20 protein-coding genes are annotated in these 17139 nt (G+C 74.4%); 7 read left to right on the forward strand and 13 right to left on the reverse strand.

Annotation, left to right across the window (positions count from 1 at the left end):
* Positions 1-5 precede the first annotated feature (5 nt).
* Complete coding sequence (locus J7523_RS03395; protein ID WP_291882250.1) at positions 6-500, forward strand: TIGR00725 family protein; 495 nt, start codon at positions 6-8, stop codon at positions 498-500.
* A complete protein-coding gene (locus tag J7523_RS03400) occupies positions 497-1318 on the forward strand; it encodes a uracil-DNA glycosylase (RefSeq protein WP_291882252.1) in 822 nt (273 codons plus the stop codon). Before J7523_RS03395 ends, J7523_RS03400 begins: the two co-directional genes overlap by 4 nt.
* A 3-nt stretch (positions 1319-1321) precedes the next feature.
* On the opposite strand, the gene J7523_RS03405 is transcribed toward J7523_RS03400, so the two are convergent.
* On the reverse strand, positions 1322-2575 hold the full coding sequence (locus J7523_RS03405) for an LCP family protein (protein WP_291882255.1): 1254 nt from the start codon (positions 2573-2575) through the stop codon (positions 1322-1324).
* A gap of 152 nt (positions 2576-2727) precedes the next feature.
* Here J7523_RS03405 and J7523_RS03410 point away from each other — a divergent pair, with 152 nt between their 5' ends.
* Positions 2728-3138 carry a VOC family protein gene (locus J7523_RS03410; protein ID WP_291882259.1) on the forward strand — a complete coding sequence of 137 codons (411 nt, stop codon included), beginning with the start codon at positions 2728-2730 and terminating at the stop codon, positions 3136-3138.
* 33 nt (positions 3139-3171) lie between these two features.
* On the opposite strand, the gene J7523_RS03415 is transcribed toward J7523_RS03410, so the two are convergent.
* Together J7523_RS03415 and J7523_RS03420 are read right to left on the reverse strand one after the other, a co-directional pair.
* Positions 3172-3546 (reverse strand): VOC family protein, encoded by a 375-nt coding sequence (locus J7523_RS03415; RefSeq protein ID WP_291882262.1) that lies wholly within the window; start codon positions 3544-3546, stop codon positions 3172-3174.
* A gap of 70 nt (positions 3547-3616) precedes the next feature.
* On the reverse strand, positions 3617-4915 hold the full coding sequence (locus J7523_RS03420) for an alpha/beta fold hydrolase (protein WP_363266414.1): 1299 nt from the start codon (positions 4913-4915) through the stop codon (positions 3617-3619).
* A gap of 133 nt (positions 4916-5048) precedes the next feature.
* On the opposite strand from J7523_RS03420, the gene J7523_RS03425 reads away from it, so the two are divergent.
* Complete coding sequence (locus J7523_RS03425) at positions 5049-6440, forward strand: MDR family MFS transporter (protein WP_291882323.1); 1392 nt, start codon at positions 5049-5051, stop codon at positions 6438-6440.
* A gap of 11 nt (positions 6441-6451) precedes the next feature.
* Here J7523_RS03425 and J7523_RS03430 read toward each other — a convergent pair whose 3' ends face one another.
* Both J7523_RS03430 and J7523_RS03435 read right to left on the reverse strand, forming a co-directional pair.
* Positions 6452-6643, reverse strand: a complete 192-nt coding sequence (locus J7523_RS03430; RefSeq protein WP_291882265.1) for a DUF1918 domain-containing protein — start codon at positions 6641-6643, stop codon at positions 6452-6454.
* Between the two features lie 112 nt (positions 6644-6755).
* On the reverse strand, positions 6756-7391 hold the full coding sequence (locus J7523_RS03435) for a hypothetical protein (protein ID WP_291882267.1): 636 nt from the start codon (positions 7389-7391) through the stop codon (positions 6756-6758).
* Positions 7392-7546: 155 nt separating this feature from the next.
* Here J7523_RS03435 and J7523_RS03440 point away from each other — a divergent pair, with 155 nt between their 5' ends.
* Positions 7547-7984, forward strand: coding sequence for a nitroreductase family deazaflavin-dependent oxidoreductase (locus tag J7523_RS03440; protein ID WP_291882269.1), 438 nt, complete (start codon positions 7547-7549; stop codon positions 7982-7984).
* Positions 7985-7991: 7 nt separating this feature from the next.
* Here J7523_RS03440 and J7523_RS03445 read toward each other — a convergent pair whose 3' ends face one another.
* From J7523_RS03445 to J7523_RS03460, 4 genes are all read right to left on the reverse strand, one after another.
* Positions 7992-8729: an MIP/aquaporin family protein gene (locus J7523_RS03445; protein WP_291882271.1), complete on the reverse strand. Its 738-nt coding sequence runs from the start codon at positions 8727-8729 to the stop codon at positions 7992-7994.
* A 12-nt stretch (positions 8730-8741) separates the two neighbouring features.
* Positions 8742-9161: a DUF2809 domain-containing protein gene (locus J7523_RS03450; RefSeq protein ID WP_291882324.1), complete on the reverse strand. Its 420-nt coding sequence runs from the start codon at positions 9159-9161 to the stop codon at positions 8742-8744.
* Between the two features lie 138 nt (positions 9162-9299).
* Positions 9300-9707, reverse strand: a complete 408-nt coding sequence (locus J7523_RS03455; protein WP_291882273.1) for a MerR family transcriptional regulator — start codon at positions 9705-9707, stop codon at positions 9300-9302.
* 92 nt (positions 9708-9799) lie between these two features.
* Positions 9800-10819 carry an aldo/keto reductase gene (locus tag J7523_RS03460; RefSeq protein ID WP_291882275.1) on the reverse strand — a complete coding sequence of 340 codons (1020 nt, stop codon included), beginning with the start codon at positions 10817-10819 and terminating at the stop codon, positions 9800-9802.
* Between the two features lie 312 nt (positions 10820-11131).
* On the opposite strand from J7523_RS03460, the gene J7523_RS03465 reads away from it, so the two are divergent.
* Positions 11132-11788 carry an HNH endonuclease family protein gene (locus tag J7523_RS03465; protein ID WP_291882277.1) on the forward strand — a complete coding sequence of 219 codons (657 nt, stop codon included), beginning with the start codon at positions 11132-11134 and terminating at the stop codon, positions 11786-11788.
* Between the two features lie 15 nt (positions 11789-11803).
* On the opposite strand, the gene J7523_RS03470 is transcribed toward J7523_RS03465, so the two are convergent.
* The 3 genes from J7523_RS03470 to J7523_RS03480 form a co-directional block, all read right to left on the reverse strand.
* Positions 11804-12526 carry a M50 family metallopeptidase gene (locus J7523_RS03470; RefSeq protein ID WP_291882280.1) on the reverse strand — a complete coding sequence of 241 codons (723 nt, stop codon included), beginning with the start codon at positions 12524-12526 and terminating at the stop codon, positions 11804-11806.
* Positions 12527-12580: 54 nt separating this feature from the next.
* Positions 12581-13279, reverse strand: a complete 699-nt coding sequence (locus J7523_RS03475; RefSeq protein ID WP_291882282.1) for a DUF2993 domain-containing protein — start codon at positions 13277-13279, stop codon at positions 12581-12583.
* 122 nt (positions 13280-13401) lie between these two features.
* Positions 13402-14415: a DUF1524 domain-containing protein gene (locus J7523_RS03480; RefSeq protein ID WP_291882284.1), complete on the reverse strand. Its 1014-nt coding sequence runs from the start codon at positions 14413-14415 to the stop codon at positions 13402-13404.
* Between the two features lie 192 nt (positions 14416-14607).
* Between J7523_RS03480 and J7523_RS03485 the strand changes: the two genes are divergently transcribed.
* Entirely contained in the window at positions 14608-15024 is a 417-nt protein-coding gene (locus J7523_RS03485; protein ID WP_291882287.1) for a hypothetical protein, read from the forward strand.
* Positions 15025-15093: 69 nt separating this feature from the next.
* Here the strand turns inward: J7523_RS03485 and J7523_RS03490 are convergent, their stop codons facing one another.
* The gene (locus tag J7523_RS03490; RefSeq protein ID WP_291882289.1) at positions 15094-17037 is read right to left on the reverse strand and encodes an SbcC/MukB-like Walker B domain-containing protein; all 1944 of its coding nucleotides are present in this window, start codon (positions 17035-17037) and stop codon (positions 15094-15096) included.
* Positions 17038-17139: the final 102 nt, after the last annotated feature.

Genomic DNA, 17139 nt, shown 5'->3' on the forward strand with positions numbered 1-17139 from the left:
CGCCCGTGGCGTACGTCGGCGTCGTCGGGCCCGGTGCGGCGGACCAGCGAGGGACGACGCTCGCCCGTGACCTCGGCCGTGGGCTCGCCGCGCGCGGGCACGTGGTGCTGTGCGGCGGGCTCGGTGGCGTCATGGCCGCGGTCGCGGACGGGGCCCGGGAGCTCGGCGGCGTCGTCGTCGGGCTCCTGCCGGGGACCGACCGTGCCGACGGGTCCTCGTCCTTGACCGTCGCCCTGCCGACGGGCATGGGCGAGATGCGCAACGCGCTGCTCGTGCGGTCGAGCGACGTGGTCGTGAGCGTCGGCGGGTCGTGGGGGACGTTGTCCGAGGTCGCGCTCGCCCTGCGGACGGGCGTGCCGGTCGTGGCGCTCGACGGGTGGCAGGTGCGGACGGCCGACGGGTCGACACCCGACGGCCCGACCGTCACGCCGGTGACCTCGGTGGAGGACGCGCTGGCCGCGGTCGACGGGATCGTCGGGATCCCACCGGGGTTCGCATGACGGACGTCGACCGCACGCACGGCGGCGCGCACCCCGCGACGGACGCCCGGCCGGGTCGTCCGGCTGCGCCACCCGCCGGACCGGGGAGCGCCGAGGACGTCGCCCGCGCCGCCGCGGCAGCGAGCGACCTGGCCGAGCTCGACGCCGTCGTCCCCACCTGTCGCGCGTGTCCGAGGCTCGTCGAGTGGCGCGAGACCGTCGCCGCCACCAAGCGTGCCGCGTTCCGCGACGACGTCTACTGGGCCCGACCGGTCCCGGGCTTCGGCGACCCGGCCGCGCGCGTGCTCGTCGTGGGCCTCGCACCCGCCGCGCACGGCGCGAACCGCACGGGCCGCATGTTCACCGGCGACCGCTCGGGCGACTTCCTGTTCGCCGCGATGCACCGCACGGGATTCGCGTCGCAGGCCACGTCGGTGCGCGCCGACGACGGCCTCGTGCTCAGCGACGTCCGCATCACCGCACCGGTGAGGTGCGCGCCGCCCGCGAACGCCCCGACCCCGCAGGAGCGCCGGACGTGCGGCCCGTACCTCGGGCGGGAGGTCGAGCTCGTCGAGCCGCGGGTCATCCTCGTGCTCGGCGGGTTCGGCTGGCAGGCGGTGCTGTCCACGCTCGACGAGCAGGGGTGGGACGTCCCCCGGCCCAGGCCGCGGTTCGGTCACGGCGCGGAGGTCCGGCTGCGGCGCGGCGACGCGAGCGTGGTGCTGCTCGGCTGCTTCCACGTGAGCCAGCAGAACACCTTCACCGGGCGGCTGACGCCCGAGATGCTCGACACGGTGCTGCTGCGCGCCCGCACCCTCGCGCAGCCGTCGGAGGGGTGACCGTCAGGCGGAACAGGTCGCCGTCACGTCGTCCGCGGAGAACGGCTCGCGCCCGGCCTTCCGGGTCTCGACGGGCGCCGGTGCGGGCGGTGCCGCCGGCGGCGCGGCCGTCTCGCCACCCGCCGGAGCGGGGGGAGCGCTGGTCTGCGGGGCCGCTGGCTCGTCCGCGGGCACGACCGGCAGGTCCTGCACCAGGTTCGACCAGACCGTGTCGGCGTCGTTCGTCCAGACGACGCGGTTGCCGTCCGCCGGGTCGGGCGCGTTCGGGATCGTCATGAACGTGATGCCCCCCGCGCCGAGACCACGCGCGCTGTACGCGAGGCCGAGCATCACCTGCGGGGTGAGCTCGCTGTCGGCGGTGAGGGAGCCGGTCGCGGCCGACAGGAACGACAGCAGCTGCGGCACGTCGGTGACGATGTTCTTCGACAGGACCTCGGTCATCACCGCCGACAGCAGCCGCTGCTGGTTGCCGATGCGGGTCAGGTCGGAGCCGTCGGTGCCCTTGACGTGCCGCGCGCGGGCGAACTGCAGCGCCGTGACACCGTCGAGGTGCGTGATCCCCGGGGTCGGGATGTCCAGGCCCGTGTACTTGTCCTTCATCGGCGTGGGGATGCAGATGTCGACGCCGCCGACCGCGTCGATCATCTGCTGGAAGCCCGCCATGTCGACGATCACCACGTGGTTGAACGTCAGGCCGGTGTTCTCCTGCACGGTGCTGACCGTGCACGCCGCGGCGGTCCGCAGGTCGCCGCCGAGCTGCCAGCCGATCGCGAACGCGCCGTTGAACTGCGCGTTCGCCCGGGCCTTCGACGTCTTGTCGTCCGACCGGCACGACGGGATCCGCACCATCGAGTCGCGCGGGATCGACACGAGCTCCACGCGCGTCCGGTCGGCCGAGATGTGGGCGACGATCGTCGTGTCGGACGCCATCGACGTGTCGGCGCCCCCGATCGCCTCGTTCGCGCCCGTCCTCTGGTCCGAGCCGATCAGCAGGATGTTCACCGGTGCGCCCGCGTTCGGGTCGTCGGGGTCCGGCGCCTTGGTCGCCGCGGGGGGCGGCGCCGCGACGAGGCCGTCCATGCTGAAGTGGTCCATGTTCGACGTCATCCGCAGCGCGAACGCCGCCACGCCGCTCACGCCGAACGCGAGCACCCCGAGCGTCACGAGCGCGAAGCCGCGCGCCGCGCCATGGGTCCGGACGGACCGGGAGTGGCGTGGCCGCAGGTCACGGGGCTGGCGCCGGTGGCGATCGGGCATCGCGCCACGCTATCGGGGGGTGCACCCGCGGCGTGGGCGGTCCGGAGGTCCGGTTGTGAAAGGTGTGTGCGGACCCGGTGCCGTCGGGCGGCCCGCCGCGGCTGTCGGTGGCCGTCGCTAGCGTCGGGACGTCCGCGGGGGAAGGGGTCGTCATGAAGGTCGCGTTCGTCGCCGGGTTCGGCCCGATCACCCGGGACGGTGCCGCCGCCCGCGCGTTCTGGTCCGACGGGCTCGGCATCGAGCTCGAGGAGCCGGCGCCCGGCTACCTCACCAACGACACGCTCGACGGCGTCCGGGCGTTCGCGCTCTGGCCCCTCGCCCAGGCTGCCGAGTCCACGTTCGGCTCGCCGCAGTGGCCGGCCGACGTCCCCGCGCCGCAGGCGTGGCTCGAGCTCGACCTCGGGTCGGTCGACGAGATCGCACCCGCCGTCGCGGAGCTGCGCGCGCTGGGCCACCGCGTCCTCAAGGACCCGACCGAGGAGCCGTGGGGCCAGACGACGGCGCGGCTGCTCAGTCCCGAGGGCCTCCTGGTCGGCGTGACGTACACGCCCTGGATGCACTGACGGGCTCGCCCGTGCCACGCGTGCCCGGGTGGGCTAGCCCCTCCAGGCGGGGAGCTGCTGGATCGTCCACTCGTTGCCGTCGGGGTCCTTGAACCCGGTGAACCGCCCCCAGGCGAGGTCCTGGACGGGCGACGCGTCGACGCCGCGCTCGATGAGGAACTCGCGGGCCGCGTCGGCGTCGTCGACCACGACCTGCAGCCCCTTGAGTGAGCCGGGGACGGTGTCGATCAGTCCCGTGCCGATCGCGATCGAGCACGCCGAGCCGGGCGCCGTGAGCTGCACGAAGCGCAGGTCCTCGCTGACCGTCTGGTCGTGGTCGACGTGGAACCCGACCTGGTCGGCGTAGAACGCCTTGGCCCGGTCCACGTCGCTGACCGGGACGAACACGAGCTCCAGCCTGAACTCCATGACGACTCCTCCGTGTGCGCGTCGGGGTGACGCCCCATCGTCCCGCGCACCACCCACACGCGGGCCGGGGCTACCGCCCGGTCACCGACCACGTCCCGGCGGCGAGGTCGAACAGCCGGGGCAGGATCGTGTCGCCTGCGACGCGGAGCCCGTCGTGCAGGTGCTCGTTGGTGATCCACACCTGCGTGTTCCCGACCGCCGCCGCGGTCGCGAGCGCCAGGTCGAGGTCGACGTACGGGTCGTCGTAGTACTGCACCGCCGCGACGGGCACCTCGTTCGACGCGAGCCGCTCCACGTCGTACAGCTCGGGCCACGAGCGCCGCTCGGCGAGCCGGTGCGCGACCTCGCGGAACGGCCTCAGGGCGGCGTGCTGCTCATACATCCACGGGAACATCGCCTCGCCCGTGAGCAGCAGCGGCCGGGCGGACGACGCGAACCACTCCCACCGTTCGAGCTCCGCCTGCGCGGCCCAGCCGCCCGCGCGTTCGCCCTGGTGGTAGATGACCTCCTGCAGCACGGCGTACAGAGGGTTGGTGTCGAACGAGGTCTGGTGCGCGACGTTCGCGAGGAACCCCGACGAGGGCTCGCCGTTGTCGTCGAGCGCGGTGTCGAGCAGCCAGTGCACCTCGTCGATGCCGGTGCTCATGCCGAGGCCCATGCCGAGGGTCTGGAGGCGCTCGGGCGTGAACGGGTCGCCGTTGGGGAGGACGACGCCGCCGCCGGCCAGCCGGTCCGCGAGCGTCCCGAGCATCGCGACGTCCTGCGGGTGGCGGCGGGCGAGCTCGGTGTTGCGGGCGGCCTGCCGGCGGAATGTGTGCCGGTAGACGGCCTCGGCGTCCGCTGTGATGCCGGGCAGACCGCCGGTGACGTAGCAGGTGGTGAGCGCCTCGGGGTGGCGCGACAGGTAGGTGAGCGTGAGGAAGCCGCCGTACGACTGGCCGAGCGTCGCCCACCTGCGGCCGCCGTACAGGGTCGCGCGCACGTGCTCGGCGTCGGCGACGATCGCGTCGGCGCGGAAGCACGCGAGGTAGTCGGCGGCGGTGGCCGGGTCGTCGAACCGCGCGATGCTGCGCCCGTCGACGCGTGACGAGCGGCCGGTCCCCCGCTGGTCGAGCAGCACGAGCCGGTGCTTCTCGAGGGCCTTCGCGACCCACCCGCCGCCGAGCGGCCGCGGTCCCTGGCCGCCGGGTCCGCCCTGCAGGAACAGCAGCAGCGGCAGGTCGTCGTTCGCGCGCAGCGGGTCGACGAGCTCGCGCACGAACACGTCGATCGACCCGAACCGCTCCGGGGCCGACCAGTCGACGGGCACGGGGACCCTGTGCTCCCGCACGACGAAGCCGGTCATCCGATACTCGCGCTGCTGGGTCACGCCGGTCAGCCTACGGTCGGAGGGAATGCCTGCACGATGCACCGACTTGGAGGACGGAGTGAGCGACGCCAGCCCCGTGACCCGCGCGAGCGTCGGGTTCCGCTCCGACCGCGGACCGATCCTCGTCGCGATCATGACGACGACCGGCCTCGTCGCGATCGACGCGACGATCCTCGCGACGGCCGTGCCGACGATCGTGCGGGACCTCGGCGGGTTCACGAGCTTCCCGTGGCTGTTCTCGATCTACCTGCTCACGCAGGCGGTGTCCGTCCCGATCTACTCGAAGCTCGCCGACACGGTCGGTCGCAAGCCCGTGATCCTGGTCGGCGTCGGGCTGTTCCTCGTCGGGTCGGTGCTGTGCGGGGTCGCGTGGAGCATGCCGGCGCTCATCGCGTTCCGGGCGGTGCAGGGGCTCGGCGCCGGGGCGGTGCAGCCGATGGCGGTGACGATCGCCGGTGACATCTACACCGTCGCGGAGCGGGCCAAGGCGCAGGGGTACATCGCGAGCGTGTGGGGCGTGTCGTCGGTCGTCGGGCCGACGCTCGGAGGCGTGTTCTCCGAGTACCTGTCGTGGCGGTGGATCTTCTTCGTCAACATCCCGCTGTGCGTCGCGGCGGCGACGCTGCTGGTGCGGTTCCTGCACGAGACCGTCGAGCGCACGCGGCACCGCATCGACTGGACGGGCGGCGTGCTGCTCACCGCGGGGCTCAGCCTGCTGATCCTCGGGCTGCTCGAGGGCGGCAACGCGTGGGCGTGGGCGTCCCTCCCGTCGATCGCGTCGCTGTCCGTCGCCGCGGTGCTGCTCGTCGGGTTCGTGCTCGTCGAACGTCGAGCGGCCGAGCCCGTGCTGCCGCTGTGGGTGTTCTCCCGGCCGCTGCTGCGGTCCACGGCGCTCGTCGGTGTCGGCGTCGGCGCGATCCTGCTCGGCCTGACGTCGTACGTGCCGAGCTACCTGGAGGCGCTGCTGCACGTGACCCCGCTGGTCTCGGGCCTCACGCTGGCGACGCTGACCATCGGGTGGCCCATCAGCGCGTCCCAGTCCGGGCGGCTCTACCTGCGGATCGGGTTCCGGGCGACGGCACTCATCGGCACGTCGATCGTGCTGCTGGGCGCGGCCGTCCTGGCGCTCACGTCGTCCCGGCCGACGCTGTGGGTCGTCGGGCTGTGCTGCTTCCTCATCGGCGCCGGCCTCGGCCTCGTCGCGACGCCGAGCCTCATCGCCGCGCAGGCCAGCGTCGGGTGGAGCGAGCGCGGGGTCGTCACCGGGGCCAACCTGTTCGCTCGCTCCATGGGCAGCGCGGTCGGTGTCGCGGCCCTCGGCGCGCTCGTCAACGGGCACATGGACGGTCTCGACGCCGCGTCGGCGCCCGAGTTGTTCCAGGAGGCGGTCACGGCGGCGTTCGTCGCCGTCGCGGCCGTCGCGCTCGCGACTCTCCTCGCGGCGGCGTCGATGCCCCGCTCAGGACCACCGCAGGCGGCGCACGAGCGCCCCGACACCGCGTCGGCTGCCGACGGCAGCGCCTGACCCGGGCGTCGTCAGGACGCCGCGGGATGCTCCACGTGGACGTCCGGCCCGGGGAAGACGAGGGCCTCGTGGCCGTCGTCGAACCGGACCAGGTACGGCGGCGCACCGTCTTCTCCGCGCGCCTCGACGACCGTTCCCGACCGGGTCACCGTCCCGACGGTCCGGCCGTGCATGACGACCTTGTCACCGACCTCAGCGTGCATCGTCGCTCACCCCCGCCGTCCACAGTAGGCGGGTGGCCAGCGCGTCGCCACGGGCAGCCGGACGCGCGGACGGGCCCGCCGCGGGGTGCGCGACGGGCCCGTCCGGATGGTGTCAGTCCTCGACGATGCACAGGACGTTCTCGCCGTCCTCGCCCTCGAGGTAGGAGGCCGACTCCTCCGGGCACTGCTCGGCGGCGGGCGCCTCGGAGATGGCCTTGAACTGGTGCTCGTCGTCGCACGAGACGGGCACGGCGGTGCTCTCGTCGTCGACCGTCCAGCACGAGCCGACACCGTCAGCGATGGACTCGGCGCCGATCAGCGCGCTCACCGCGGTGATGCCCGTGCCGAGGCACGCGACGACGCCGACGACCGCGGCGACCTTGCCGAGCACGCCGAGCGCGGGGGCGCCCTCCTTGCGTGACGACCGGTACGCGGCGAACGCGCGGAACAGCAGGACGGCGCCGAAGATCATGCCGCCGTACCAGATGACGCCGCCGTTCTTGCCGGAGGCGATGTACGTGGAGATCGCGCCGCCGAGGAACAGCAGCACGCCGAACCAGAAGGCGCCGACGGCCTGGCGGTGGTGACGTGTGCCCTCGGTGGTCTCGCCGGCGACGGGCGCGTCGTCGTCGACCCACAGCTGCCAGCCGGGGGGAGGCTCGGGCAGCGACGGGTCGGGGGTCCACGACGGGTCCGTGGGCCAGCCCTCGGCGGGCGTGGGCCAGTTGGGGGGCGGGTTGAGCTTCATGCGCGGGGTCCTTCGAGGGGCAAGTCGGCGATCGGGTCGCTGGAGGTTAACGGCGCCGGCAGGCCTGTGTCCGGGCTTTGAGGTCCCTGTGGACGACGTGTTCGCCACACGGGACGACGCGGAATGCGCGGCCGTCGCGCGAGGTTGCGACCGTCATGCCCCTGACCGGTGAGTACGCACCCAGCACGTCCGAGTGGGCCCGCAAGCAGGCCGAGACCTACGAGCGGACCGACGGCCGCGAGGCCAACACCCTGCAGGGCAAGCCGGTGATCGTGCTGACCACCGTCGGGGCCCGCAGCGGCAAGCTCCACAAGACCGCGCTCATGCGTGTCGAGCACGACGGGCGCTACGCCGTGGTCGCGTCGAAGGGCGGGGCGCCGGAGCACCCGGCCTGGTACCACAACCTCGTGGCGCACCCGCACGTCGAGCTGCAGGACGGCGCCGTCAAGAAGGACTACCGGGCGCGCGAGCTGTCGGGCGACGAGCGGGCGACCTGGTGGGACCGGGCGCTCGTCACGTGGCCCGCGTACGCGGGGTACCAGACGAAGACGGACCGGCTGATCCCGGTGTTCGTGCTGGAGCCGCTCGACTGAGCGCCGCTCAGCCGAGCAGCAGCTTCCACCCGCCCACGCCGATGAGCCCGCCGAGGATCGGTGCGGCGACCGGCACCCACGAGTAGCGCCAGTCCGACGAGCCCTTGTGCCGCAGCGGCAGCAGCGCGTGCATGATGCGCGGCCCCAGGTCGCGGGCGGGGTTGAGCGCCGGTCCGGTCGGCCCGCCGAGACCCGCGACGAGGCCCCACACGAGGAACCCGACCACCACGTGCGCGACGCCCGGCTCGGTCGACATGAGCGGCGCGTGCGTGATGCCGAGCGCGCACGAGAACAGGACCACCGACCCGAGCAGCTCGTTGAGGAACCCGTTGGTCCGCGAGCGCGCGGCGTTGATCGTCGAGAACGTCGCGAGGATGTCCTCCGGGTTGGTGGTCGCGTCGTAGTACGGCTTGTGGGTCGCGACGATCGCGAGCTGGCCGGCCATCGCGCCGAGCATCTGCGCGACGATGTACGGCGCGACCTCCGACCACGGGAACAGTCCCCACGCCGCGAGGCCCAGCGTGAACGCCGGGTTGATCTGGTTGCCGCTGATCCCGCCGAACATCACCGCGGGGATCATCACGCCGAACCCGTACCCCATGGCGATGAGCGACCAGCCGCCGCCGTAGCCCTTCGACCCCTTCAGGTGGACGTTCGCGACCGTGCCGTTGCCGAGGATGAGCAGGATCGCCGTGCCGATGAACTCGCAGGCCAGCCGCACGCCCAGCGAGTACGAGGGATCCATGGGGACAGACTGTCAGTCGGCGCGCCGCGCGGCCAAGCCGGGCTTCGGCGCGTCCTGCCTGCGGCGCGAGAAGCGCCGGTCGACGAGCGCCGCGAGGGTCGCCGCTGCTGCGTACACGACGAGGTCGACGGCGTTGAACGTGGTGCCGAGCGCGTACCGCAGCACGGGCACGTGCCCGACGAGCTGCGCCGGGACGCCCGTCAGCTGCGCGAGCTCGACGACGGCGCAGAACGCGGTCGCCACCCCGGCCGCGACCCACGACGACACCCTCGGGACCACCAGCAGCACCAGCACGTAGACCAGCGCGGCGTACAGCGCGTCCCCGGCGGGGTCGGCCCACGGGCTCGTGCCGGACCGTGCGACGGCCAGGCCCGCGAGCACGACGACCGCCGCGGTCCCGACGAGGACGGCACGGGACCGGGCGACGGGCATCACGCCCCGAACGCTAGGCGCCGGGATGCGCACGCCCCGGCGCCGACACGTGGAGGTCCTGGGCAGAAGCCCCACGCCGAGCCGCGCAGCCGCCCACCGGGCGTGGCGCGGCGTGCCCGCGGGAGGTCCGGACGATCGTCAGACCGCCGTGTCCTCCCCCAGGCACGCCAGAGCCTGCGTCTCGTACGCGGCGATCTTGAACTCGATCGCCTCCAGGTGCGTCGCGACCTCGGCGAGCTGCGCACGCACCCGGTCGCGGTGCGCGCGCAGCAGCGCCAGGCGCTCGGCCTCGTTCCCGTCGCCCGCGCGCACCAGGTCCGCGTACGCGCGCACCTCGCGGATCGGCATGCCGGTCGCGCGCAGGCGCGTGACCAGCCGGATCCAGCCGAGGTCCCGCTCGGTGTACCGGCGGTGGCCCGACGGCGCCCGGTCGACCGCGAGCATCAGACCGTCGCGCTCGTAGTAGCGCAGCGTGTGGGTCGTGACGCCCGTGACCTCCGCGGCCTCGGCGATGGTCAGGGCCGTGTCGACGGTCGCGAGGCTCATGCGCCGATGATCACTCTTCGAGTGCACTCGAAGTCAACAGTTGTCTCGGCCACCGGCCCGGGTCCGTGGCCGGACCGGTGGCCGAGCTGCGCTCAGGACTGCACGGCGCTCATGTCCGCGTACCGCGCACCCGCCGCAGCACCGGCCGGGACGGCCTCCGCGAGCGCCGCGAGGTCGTCGGCGGTGAGGGTGACGGCGGTGGCGCCGACGTTCTCCTCCAGGCGGCTCACCCGGCGCGTCCCCGGGATCGGCACGATGTCGTCGCCCTGCGCGAGCACCCACGCGAGCGCGAGCTGCGCCGGGGTGATTCCCCGGTCCGCGGCGAGCGCGCGGACGGCGTCGACGAGGCGCAGGTTCGCCTCGAACGCCTCGCCCTGGAACCGCGGGTTGCTGCGCCGGAAGTCGTCCTCGGCGAGCGCGTCGGTCGACGTGATCGCGCCCGTGAGGACGCCGCGGCCGAGCGGCGAGTACGGCACCAGCCCGATGCCGAGCTCGCGCAGCGTCGGCAGGATCGTCGCCTCGACGTCGCGCGTGAACAGCGAGTACTCGGTCTGCAGGGCCGTCACCGGGTGCACGGCGTGCGCGCGGCGGATCGTGTCGGCGGACGCCTCCGACAGGCCGTAGCCGCCGATCTTGCCGTCCGCGACGAGCTCCGCGAGCGCGCCGACCGTCTCCTCGACGGGCACCTTCGGGTCCATGCGGTGCTGGTAGTACAGGTCGATGTGGTCGACGCCGAGCCGCTGCAGGCTGCCGTCGACCGACGAGCGGACGTTCGCCGGGCTGCCGTCGACGCGCCGGCCTGCGGGGTTGTCCGGGTCGGGCAGGATGCCGAACTTCGTCGCGAGCACGACCTCGTCGCGCCGGCCGCGCAGGGCCTTGCCGACGAGGCGCTCGTTGGTGTGCGGGCCGTACATCTCGGCCGTGTCGAAGAACGTGACGCCCAGGTCGAGGGCGCGCCGCAGGGTCGCGATCGACTCCTGCTCGTCGGCGGTGCCCTCGGCGGAGCTGGCGCCGTAGAAGGCGGACATACCCATGCAGCCGAGGCCGAGGGCGGAGACGTCGAGCGCCGTGCCGTGCGCGGTGCTGCCGAGGGTGCGGGTGGGGATGCTCATGGGTCGAGCCTCGGCGTTCGAGCGCGCTCGAAGTCAAGCGGAGCCGTCCTCGGGGTTCGAGGTGACCACAGCCCGCGGTGCTCGGTCGGGGTCCACCGGCCTGCCCGCGACGCCGGCCTGCGCCCCCGCACGTGGTCGAGGATCGCGCACACCGGCGGATGGCGTGCGGCGACGGAGGGGTGCGTGGCGAGGCGGGGCGCAGGAGGGCGGCGAGGCGAGGCGCGACGGCGGGAGGCGTGGCAGGCAGAAGAGCTATGGAGGGACGAAGGACCGGGCGACCCGTCGGCACGCCGCGCTGCGGCGGGCTGGGCGGTGCTGCTCGTCGGGTGCCTGACGGTCGGGCTGGGCATGCCCGTGTGGTCGCGGGCCCGGGCTGCGGCGAGGTACCCGGTGAGCGCGTCCGACGTGGCGGGCGGCCAGGCTGCTCTGCGGGCCCTGAGCGTGAGGGCGCCAGCGTCCGACGCCGGCTACGACCGGTCGCGGTTCGGGACGGCGTGGGCCGACATCGACCGCAACGGGTGCGACACCCGCAACGACGTGCTGCGCCGCGACCTCACCGCGGTGGTGCTCAAGGCGGGGGCGCACGGCTGCGTCGTCCAGTCGGGGACGCTCGCCGATCCCTACACGGGCACGACCATTCGGTTCGTGCGAGGGTCGGGCTCCGCCGCCGTGCAGATCGACCACGTCGTCGCTCTCGACGCCGCCTGGCGGACCGGCGCACAGGCCTGGAGCGCGACCCGGCGGGAGGCCTTCGCGAACGACCCCGCGAACCTGCTCGCCGTCGACGGGCACGCCAACCAGGACAAGGGGGCCGCCGACGCCGGCGCCTGGCTCCCACCCGACCCCGGCTACCGCTGCGTGTACGCGATGCGGCAGGTCCGCGTGAAGGCGGCCTACGGCCTGTGGGTCACGCGCACGGAACGGGACGCCCTGGCGGGCGCGCTCGACGGCTGCGTGGTGGCGCGGTGACGGGGCGGGCGTGCGTCAGCCGATCTGCAGCCCGACCAGCCAGACGGTGCCCAGCGCGAACGCCGCGACGCACAGGAGCAGCAGCACGACGACCCAGAACAACGCGGGCAGGTGCGTCAGGCGCGCGAGCAGACCCGCGTCGGACGTGTCCGCGGCCCCCCGGCGACGACGGCGCTGGGCCTGCATCTCGAGCACCGCGCGCGGCGCCCCGAGCAGGAAGAACCAGGTCACGGCGTACGCGAACGTCGACTGCACGGCCGACGACCCCCACACCGTCACGACCACGACCACCGCGGCGCTCAGCAGCACCGACCACAGGCCGTACCAGTTGCGGATCTGCACCAGCACGAGCGCGACCACGACGAGCAGCGACCACAGCAGCGCCACGGCGTATCCGTGCGACAGCAGCCACGCCGCCCCGACGCCCAGCACCGCCGGACCGAGATACCCCGCCGCCGCCGTCGCGACCATGCCCGGACCGCGCGGCTTGCCGACCGACACGGTCAGCCCGGACGTGTCCGAGTGCACCCGGATCCCCGACAGCCGCCGCCCCACCAGCACCGCGACACCCGCGTGGGACGCCTCGTGCACGATCGTCAGCGCGTGCCGGGTCACGTGCCACAACGTCGGGACCGCGAGGCACACGAGCACACCCGCGGCCGTGAGCAGCACGACGGTCGTCGACGGCACCGGCTGCGCGGTCGTCACGTCGTGCCAGGCGTCGGTCAACCAGTCCACGGGCGGTCCTTCGTCGGTCGGCACCCGCCGTCGGTCCGGCGAGGTGGCAGGACCTTACCCAGTGGTGCGGGTCGGCGTGGGGCTCCCGGCCAGGGGCACCGTCACGTCCGTGCCCGTCGCGGTGATGCGCACGCCCTCCGGCACCACGGTCGCGCTGCTGAGCACCAGACCGTCCGGCAGGCCGCTCACCGGGACCTCCAGGTCGGTCAGCCGCCCGCGGACGCTCGCCGGGAGGTCGTCGACCGTGATCGTGAGACCGGCGAGCTGCAGGTTGCCGACGTCGACCAGCAGCTTCCCGTCCTCGACCCGCGGGGTCAGCGTCGCCGACAGCGTCAGGCCGAGCACCTGCCCCGACGCCGTCAGGGCGTCGCCGTCGACGGCCACCTGCACGTCGAGCTCGCTGCGGTCCGCGACGATCTTCTGGATCGACGCCGTCGGCAGCGTCGCCGCGATCGAACCCGTGCCGACCGTGTACGGCTCGGTCGTCGACACGTCCTGCGCGTCGACCTCGACGTCCGTCGCCTCGATGCCGTCGAGCGTCATGCCGTCGACCGTGCCCGTGACGTCCCGGAGCGACCCGCGCAGCAGCTGCGTGAGGAACGGGAACCCGCCGATCGAGACCTCCGGCGTCCCCTGGACGTCGAGGTTCTGCTCGATCGCCTCGACCGCCCGGTTCTCCGCCTCGGCGGCCGCGACGCGGTCGGCGACGACCACCCCGGCCCCCAGGACCACGACGACGACCAGCCCGATCATCGGGCCACGGGCACTCACCTGGCGCTCACAGTCGCGCTGCGGGTGTCGGGGTCACGCGCCCACGGTAGGGGTCGGGGGCGCTTCCCACATCCGCTGTGCGCGGCGCTGCCGCCGTCTCGGGCTCAGGGGCGCGTCTCGCAGCCGACGCCGTCGCCGTCGCGGTCCAGGTGTGTCGCGTACCCGGGGTCGGCGGCGTGCACCGGGGCCGCACCCGCCGCCCACGCCTCCGCACAGCTGGCGTACGCGACGGCCGCCGGCGCCGGTGCGGGGGGCGGTTCCAGGGCCGTGGGCGCGGCTGTCGGCGGCACCGCGGAGCCGGCGGGCAGCGGCTCGTCGGGGCACGTCGACAGCACCGACACCATCGCGTCCCGCTCCGCCGCGGTGACCCAGAGGCCGTACGTGTACTTCACGGCGACCTGCCGTGCGACGTACGCGCAGCGGTAGGCCTTGTTCGGGGGCAGCCACGTGGCCGCGTCGCCGTCGCCCTTCTGACCGTTGAGGGGACCGTCGACCGCGAGCAGGTTCAGCGGGTCGTTGCCCAGCGCCGTGCGGCGCCCGACGTCCCACTGCTGGGCGCCCTTCTGCCACGCGTCGGACAGCGCGACCACGTGGTCGATCTGCACCGAGGCCGACGTGTCCTGGCCGCGGACGTACGCGATCGTCCTCCCGCTGTACGGGTCGGCGAGCGTGCCTGACAGGACGACGCAGTCGTGCGTCCCCGCCTTGAGCACCGCCGCGGTGAGGTCGCGCCGCAGCACGTCGTTGCGGGTGTCGCAGCCGTTGCGGTCGACGTCCTGCCACGCGGGGCCGAACTGGTCGCGGTCGTAGCCGGTCTTCGGGGCGCGGCCCTTGACCGTCAGCAGCGCGACCGTGCCGAGGGCGGAGGTCGGGTGCGCGCTCGCTGCCGCAACGGCCGCCGCGCGTGCGTCGTCACCGGCGACGGTGACGTCGGGGGCCGTGGCCGCGGCGGGCACGTCCGCGTCGGTGGTGACCGCGGCGTCCGCGTCGGGAGCGGGGGTCGCCGCTGCGCTCTCGTTCGCGGCGGCCGCGACGGCGCCCGACGACGCCACGTCCTCGCACCCGGCCGTCAGCGCGACGGCCGCGACCAGGGCGATCCCCAGCGCAGCCGCACGCACGGAGGTCCTTCGCGTCCTGCTCACGCCATGAGCCATCGACACGTCCGCGACCGTGTCTCAGCCGTCGGGCGGACGTCACATCCGGCCGCTCGGGGAGGCGCGGCGATGTGCCCCAACCGAGACCAAACTCTGTGGCGTCTGTCACACCGCCGACCTAGCCTGGGCACAAGCGTTCGAACGAAGGACCGCACGATGGGGTGGCTGCTTCTGCTGGTTGTCCTCTTCGCCCCGGCGCTCGTGTTCAGCGCGCTGTGGGCCCTGTTCCCCAGCGCCGACGAGCCGCCGAGGTGGCGGGTCGCGCTCGCCGTCCGGCTGGAGCAGCTGGCCGGACGCCTGCGCCACCGCAAGCCGCCCGAGTACGACCCGTTCGCGACGCTGCGCGTGCAGGAGCGGCTCGGGGTCGTGGCTGACCACGTGCGTGCGCTCGAGCTCGACCCGCGGACGTTCGCCCGCGCCGAGCGGATCATCGCGTCGCAGCTGGCGTACGACCAGCTGCTCGCCGAGGCGTGCCAGCTGGCGGGCGTCGAGGTGGAGCAGCGCGCCAAGGGCGACCCGGCCGAACGGTTCCGCGAGGAGGTCGAGCTCGCGTCCCGCGGCTGGACCTGGTGAGCCGCCTGACCAGGTTCGTGGAGTGCGGCTGACGGCCGGGCCGGGAGCGGGGACGCGGACGGGCGCGGGTCAGCCGGCACGGACGACGAGTGTGCTGGGTCCCTGCGGGGTGGGTCGCACCTCCACGCGGTCCGCGATCGACTGCTTGAGGGCCTCGACGTGGCTCACGACGCCGACGGTCCGCCCACCCGCACGCAGCCGCCCGAGCTCGGCGAGCACCTGGTCGAGGGTGTGCGGGTCGAGGGACCCGAACCCCTCGTCGACGAACAGCGTGCCGAGGTCCACGCCCCCGGCCTCGGCGGTGACGACGTCGGCCATGCCGAGCGCGAGGCACAGCGACACGTAGAACGTCTCCCCGCCGGACAGCGATCGCGGGTCGCGCGCCTGCTCGGTGTGGTGGTCGAGCACCCGCATCGCGAGCCCCGTGTTGCGGGAGCGGACGTCCTCCTTCTCGTCGGACCGCTCGAGCTCGTACCGCCCGTCGGACATGACGAGCAGCCGCTCGTTCGCCGCGGCGACCACGTCCTCGAACCGCCGCATCAGCACGAACGTCGCGAGCGACAGGCCCTTGCCGTTGTCCCCGCCGTTGCCCGCCGCGAGCCCGGCCATCCTGATCACAGGAGCGGCGTCGCGCAGGCGTCGCACCAGGACACCCGCGGCGGTGCGCACGGCGTCACCGGCACTCGCGGCGGCCTCGGCGCGGTCGGCCGCGAGCGACGCGACGGCGGCGGCCGCGTCGGCGGCGGCACGTGCTTCCCGCTCGGCGTCTTGCGCAGCCGCGAGATCCACCGAGGCATCGTCCGCGAGGGCCGCGAGCGCGGGCTCGGCGAGACCCGCGGCGACCCGGTCGACCGCCGACCCGTACGCGGCGACGAGCGACGCGAGCTCGGCCAGCACGTCGGAGGGCACGAGGGCGTCCCGGGCGGCCGTGGCCGACTCGAACCCGGCCTCGGCGAGCCCGGCGGCGAGCTCCGCGTCGCGAAGCGCGGCGTGCTCGGCGGCGGCGTCCCGTTCGGCGAGGGCCGCGAGCAGGTCGGCCGTCACCTCGACACGCTCCTCGAGCGCGGCGTGCCGGGCAGCGACGGTCGGGTGGTCGGCCCGGGCGGTGATGACCTCGGTCTCCGCGGTGCTCAGCAGCGCCCGCTCGGCGTCGAGCGTGGCAGCGCGTGCGGTGCGCTCCTGGTCCCGGGCGGTGCGGGCCTCCTGCCGGGCACGCGTGACCTCGTCGAAGCCGTCGACCTCAGGGGCGAGCCGGGCGGCGTCGGCGACGTGCGTCCGGCACTCGTCGAGCCGCGCCGTGGCCGCCGCGACGGCCTCCACGGCCGACGCCTCGGTCGCGTCACCGACACGGGCGACCAGGCCGGTCACCCGCTCCCGGAGCACGTCCACGTGCGAGCGCGCCTCGGTCAGCACAGCCTCGGCCGCGGACCGGGCGCGCTCGGCGAGCTCGACCTGGGCGGCCGACACGTGGTCCGCACCGAGCACGGCCTTGTCGGGGTGGTCGACGCCGCCGCACACCGGGCACGGTTCACCGTCGGTCAGCGACGCCGCGATCTCCCCGGCGAGGCCGGCGATGCGGGCCTGCCGCAGGTCCCGCTCGCGCTCGACCGCCGCCACGGCGTCCCGTGCCGCCGCCGCGCAGGCGTCCTCGGCGCCGGCCAGCGAGGTGCGGGCCAGCCCGAGCGCCTGGACGGCGTCCCGCAGCTCGACGGCCGACCGCAGCGCGGCCTCGTGCTCGCCCAGCCGCGCCGCCGCGGTCCGCGCCGCGTCGAGCCGAGCTGCCAGCGCCTCCCGCTCGGCGGGCCGACCCGCGAGCCACTCGTCGTGCGCGGCGACCTCCGCGGCCAGGTCGTCGAGCTCGTCGAGCCCGGCGCGCAAGGCCCTGCGCCGCTCCTCGAGCCCGGCCTCGACGGCGACGACCCGCACGAGCACGGCCGCGTCGGCGACCGCCTGCCGGTGCGCGTCGGCGAGCCGCAGCCGCAGCCCCTCGGCGTCAGACCCGTGCCCTGCCATGCGGTCGGCGTCCGGCGCGGGCCCGCTCGGACCATCGGGGCGCGACGTCGCACGGCCGGATCCACCCGTGCCCGTCGCGGTCCCTCCAGCGGGACCCACGAG

Origin of the sequence: Cellulomonas sp. (assembly GCF_017744555.1) — a bacterium.
GTDB lineage: Bacteria > Actinomycetota > Actinomycetes > Actinomycetales > Cellulomonadaceae > Cellulomonas.

What these genes read in the sequence shown, in the direction of transcription:
- J7523_RS03490 (WP_291882289.1), bottom strand. Translation starts at nt 17,037, where the DNA reads ATGGCAGGGCACGGGTCTGACGCCGAGGGGCTGCGGCTGCGGCTCGCC.
- J7523_RS03435 (WP_291882267.1), bottom strand. Translation starts at nt 7,391, where the DNA reads ATGAAGCTCAACCCGCCCCCCAACTGGCCCACGCCCGCCGAGGGCTGG.
- J7523_RS03460 (WP_291882275.1), bottom strand. Translation starts at nt 10,819, where the DNA reads ATGAGCATCCCCACCCGCACCCTCGGCAGCACCGCGCACGGCACGGCG.
- J7523_RS03450 (WP_291882324.1), bottom strand. Translation starts at nt 9,161, where the DNA reads ATGCCCGTCGCCCGGTCCCGTGCCGTCCTCGTCGGGACCGCGGCGGTC.
- J7523_RS03475 (WP_291882282.1), bottom strand. Translation starts at nt 13,279, where the DNA reads ATGATCGGGCTGGTCGTCGTCGTGGTCCTGGGGGCCGGGGTGGTCGTC.
- J7523_RS03425 (WP_291882323.1), top strand. Translation starts at nt 5,049, where the DNA reads ATGACGACGACCGGCCTCGTCGCGATCGACGCGACGATCCTCGCGACG.
- J7523_RS03445 (WP_291882271.1), bottom strand. Translation starts at nt 8,729, where the DNA reads ATGGATCCCTCGTACTCGCTGGGCGTGCGGCTGGCCTGCGAGTTCATC.
- J7523_RS03455 (WP_291882273.1), bottom strand. Translation starts at nt 9,707, where the DNA reads ATGAGCCTCGCGACCGTCGACACGGCCCTGACCATCGCCGAGGCCGCG.
- J7523_RS03430 (WP_291882265.1), bottom strand. Translation starts at nt 6,643, where the DNA reads ATGCACGCTGAGGTCGGTGACAAGGTCGTCATGCACGGCCGGACCGTC.
- J7523_RS03405 (WP_291882255.1), bottom strand. Translation starts at nt 2,575, where the DNA reads ATGCCCGATCGCCACCGGCGCCAGCCCCGTGACCTGCGGCCACGCCAC.
- J7523_RS03440 (WP_291882269.1), top strand. Translation starts at nt 7,547, where the DNA reads ATGCCCCTGACCGGTGAGTACGCACCCAGCACGTCCGAGTGGGCCCGC.
- J7523_RS03410 (WP_291882259.1), top strand. Translation starts at nt 2,728, where the DNA reads ATGAAGGTCGCGTTCGTCGCCGGGTTCGGCCCGATCACCCGGGACGGT.
- J7523_RS03400 (WP_291882252.1), top strand. Translation starts at nt 497, where the DNA reads ATGACGGACGTCGACCGCACGCACGGCGGCGCGCACCCCGCGACGGAC.
- J7523_RS03485 (WP_291882287.1), top strand. Translation starts at nt 14,608, where the DNA reads ATGGGGTGGCTGCTTCTGCTGGTTGTCCTCTTCGCCCCGGCGCTCGTG.
- J7523_RS03415 (WP_291882262.1), bottom strand. Translation starts at nt 3,546, where the DNA reads ATGGAGTTCAGGCTGGAGCTCGTGTTCGTCCCGGTCAGCGACGTGGAC.